The sequence below is a fragment of the Pseudomonas sp. CM25 genome (assembly GCF_013179705.1).
GTDB lineage: Bacteria > Pseudomonadota > Gammaproteobacteria > Pseudomonadales > Pseudomonadaceae > Aquipseudomonas.
On the sequence record NZ_JABMCW010000524.1, the window covers coordinates 1 to 2,685 of the forward strand.

At 56.6% G+C, this 2,685-nt stretch carries 5 protein-coding genes and 2 pseudogenes; 2 read left to right on the forward strand and 5 right to left on the reverse strand.

Features of this window, described 5'->3' with window-relative positions:
- The coding region (locus HP546_RS28880) for a phospholipase D-like domain-containing protein (RefSeq protein WP_256678563.1) at positions 1-543 on the forward strand (543 nt) is incomplete at its 5' end.
- Positions 544-560: 17 nt separating this feature from the next.
- Positions 561-959 carry a DUF5329 domain-containing protein gene (locus tag HP546_RS28885; RefSeq protein ID WP_172232877.1) on the forward strand — a complete coding sequence of 133 codons (399 nt, stop codon included), beginning with the start codon at positions 561-563 and terminating at the stop codon, positions 957-959.
- A 303-nt stretch (positions 960-1,262) separates the two neighbouring features.
- Here HP546_RS28885 and HP546_RS28890 read toward each other — a convergent pair whose 3' ends face one another.
- From HP546_RS28890 to HP546_RS28905, 5 genes and pseudogenes are all read right to left on the reverse strand, one after another.
- On the reverse strand, positions 1,263-1,748 hold the full coding sequence (locus tag HP546_RS28890) for a DNA methylase (protein WP_372242473.1): 486 nt from the start codon (positions 1,746-1,748) through the stop codon (positions 1,263-1,265).
- Positions 1,745-1,969, reverse strand: a complete 225-nt coding sequence (locus HP546_RS28895; RefSeq protein ID WP_172232880.1) for a DUF2188 domain-containing protein — start codon at positions 1,967-1,969, stop codon at positions 1,745-1,747. Before HP546_RS28895 ends, HP546_RS28890 begins: the two co-directional genes overlap by 4 nt.
- A complete protein-coding gene (locus tag HP546_RS28900; protein ID WP_172232883.1) occupies positions 1,951-2,145 on the reverse strand; it encodes a hypothetical protein in 195 nt (64 codons plus the stop codon). Before HP546_RS28900 ends, HP546_RS28895 begins: the two co-directional genes overlap by 19 nt.
- 192 nt (positions 2,146-2,337) lie before the next feature.
- Positions 2,338-2,436 (reverse strand): annotated as a pseudogene (locus HP546_RS31705) (dimethylmenaquinone methyltransferase); the annotation flags it as partial.
- Between the two features lie 48 nt (positions 2,437-2,484).
- Positions 2,485-2,685: pseudogene (locus HP546_RS28905) on the reverse strand (MFS transporter); the annotation flags it as partial.

A 2,685-nucleotide genomic window follows, 5' to 3' on the forward strand; every position in this document is an offset into this window, starting at 1 on the left:
GCCGACGCCGGCGTGTCGATCAGCTTGCTGACCAACTCTCTGGAGGCCACCGACGTACCGGCTTCGCACGGTGCTTACGCGCCCTATCGCAAGACCTTGCTTCAGCATGGTGTGAAGCTGTTCGAGTTACGTCGCCAGGCCGGTGGTCGAAGTGATAGCGATACCAAGCCGCATTTCTCCCACAAGGGGTCCTCCAGCAGCCCCTCCAGTAGCTCCGACTCCAGCCTGCATACCAAAGCGATAGTGTTCGACCAACAGAAAGCCTTTGTCGGTTCGTTCAATTTCGATTCGCGCTCTTTGCTGTGGAACACCGAGGTCGGTGTCTTGGTTGATGATCCGCAGCTCGCCGGACGGGTGCGCGAACTGGCCCTGGAGGGCATGGCACCTGCCCTGAGTTACCAGGCCCGGCTGGAAGATAATCATCTGGTCTGGGTCACCGAGGACAATGGCCAACAACGCACGTTGACCACTGAACCGGGGGGCTGGTGGCGGCGCTTCAATTCGTGGCTCAGCAGCACGATAGGGCTTGAAAAGATGCTATAGCGTGGGTAGGACAAATCATGCGCAAGTGGATGAAAGGCCCCCGGCGGGTCGTCAGCCAACTGATCACGGCAGTGAGTATTTGCGTGATCGCAATCACCGTTGACATGCGGGTATTCGCCTTACCTCAAACCGCTGATGAAATAAAAGGCCTGCTAGAGTTTGTAGAAAAAAGTGGCTGCAGATTCATTCGTAACGGCGCCGACTATTCAGGCCCCCGAGCCCGAGCGCACCTGGAGCAGAAGCTCAATTATCTCGAAAGCAAGAACATGGTGAAAAGCGCGGAAGACTTCATTGACCTTGCTGCGACTAAAAGCAGTGTTAGTGGCCGTGCCTATGAGGTGCGATGCTCAGGAGATGTAGAACCAGCAAGCGTGTGGTTGCACAGAGAGCTACAAAAGCAACGGGAGGATCGCTGATCTCTACGTGAGCAAGTACCGATATGAGGCGCTGTCATCAACATCTCGTCCATTGCAGGCCTTGCGCCAGAGCTGCTCAACGGTCTCTATGGTGGCAGCAAAGAAATGCTCGAACGCTGCCGTGGAGTATGCCTTTGCAGGTATCCACTGTCGCAGGCCTTTGCGTTGCGGCACGCGCACGCCGAACAGAGCGCGGAGTTTGTCTGCCGGTATTTTCGATGGGTCTTCAGTGATGCCGACGGCACGCTGGTCCTGCACGTTGGAATGCCCGCGCCTGGGCAGATTCCCACTCCGTTTTCCAAGTTAGATCTTTAAACCGCCATCACGGCGACACATGGGCTCCAGCTTATTCTGCCGTTGGCGGGTGAAACTCGGCCCCGCTTCGCGCATGAAAATCTCCAGCGTCTTAGGGCCTATACCTTCAAAGCTCAGAAGCCAACGCTGAAATGTCGCGAGGTCGATGAGACCTAGGGTCAATGCGCTCATGCGTGTCTTCAAATCGTTTGAGAGCCCAGCGCCCAGCAAATGCAACCGCCTTGCCGTAGACTCGTCATAGCGGGCATACCCTGCCTGGCCGAGGTACCTGACCAGATCACGATGTGAGCATTGAGCCAGCTTCTCGGGCGTATCCAAGCCATGCCGAACAACAATGTTTCGATACGCCTCCACAGCGATCGAGGATCGAATCCTCTTCGCGATCAAAAAGCTCGCGAGCAGCCACTTGTACAACCCGTGGCTGCTCGCATCGCCGACCTCGATTCCAAAGTCAGCAGCAGTAATGGTGATCACCCTTTCGAACGTCTCGGATCAGTAGACCGCGGGTAGGTACGTTCTTCCTCAATGGTGCCGTCGGCTTTGTGGATCTTCACCGATCCAGTTTTGCCGTCAAAAAAATCGGCCAGTAAACCCACCAACTCCTGCTTTGTCGAGGCCCGCTTGGAGGCCCGGACAGCGCCTGCTTTTTTGAGCTCCCAACCATCGGGGGTTTGACTCAGATGATAGTTCTCCATTGCCTTGCTCCTCTGACCTGGATGGATTCACCGTCGTCCTCCATGTCTTGCTCGGCCTCGTCAGCATCAGTGGCGTCGGCGTCATTCATGGGTGGTGACGTGGGCTTTACCGGGTCATTGATATAGGGAACGCCACTGGGGCCCTGCTCTTCAGTTCCTGCGGTATTGGGCTGCATAATTAGTCCTCCTGCAGATGTTTGAGGACACACTCACGCCAACGTTCGATCGGAAAAGATATCAGCATTCTGGGTCAACAGCGGGGGTGTTGCGCAGGTGCAGCCTTCCGCTGCTCTACTTCTGCGTGGTTATTCAGCTATCGTGCATCCTCGCAGAAGCAGTGGATAGATTGGCACGCCGCACGGAGCGAGGAACGGTTGACCTACTGAAGGCGTAGTCGCCTTGACGGTACCCTTGGCCGATATACCCCGCCCGAACACTGGGAAGCCATGCGCTTCAAGCGCGGCGATGGGGTCACCTGGATGGCCCCATCGCCCTTGGTCCTCATAAGCTCATGCTCAGCAAGATACTTGCGATCGCGATGTGAGAAAGGTGAGGAATGCCGCGACCAAAAGAATAGCCGCGCTCGCGATGAACGTGCTTCGGTACCCGCTCGCGTCGAACAGCACACCGCCCACTGTTGAGCCCAGTGCGATGCACAACTGAACGACAGCTACCATCAAGCCACCGCCGGCCTCAGCGTTGTCTGGCATCGCTTG

Bases quoted from the DNA above. Each gene is read 5' to 3' on its own strand.
- HP546_RS28885 (WP_172232877.1), top strand. From the start codon at position 561: ATGCGCAAGTGGATGAAAGGCCCCCGGCGGGTCGTCAGCCAACTGATC.
- HP546_RS28895 (WP_172232880.1), bottom strand. From the start codon at position 1,969: ATGGAGAACTATCATCTGAGTCAAACCCCCGATGGTTGGGAGCTCAAA.
- HP546_RS28900 (WP_172232883.1), bottom strand. From the start codon at position 2,145: ATGCAGCCCAATACCGCAGGAACTGAAGAGCAGGGCCCCAGTGGCGTT.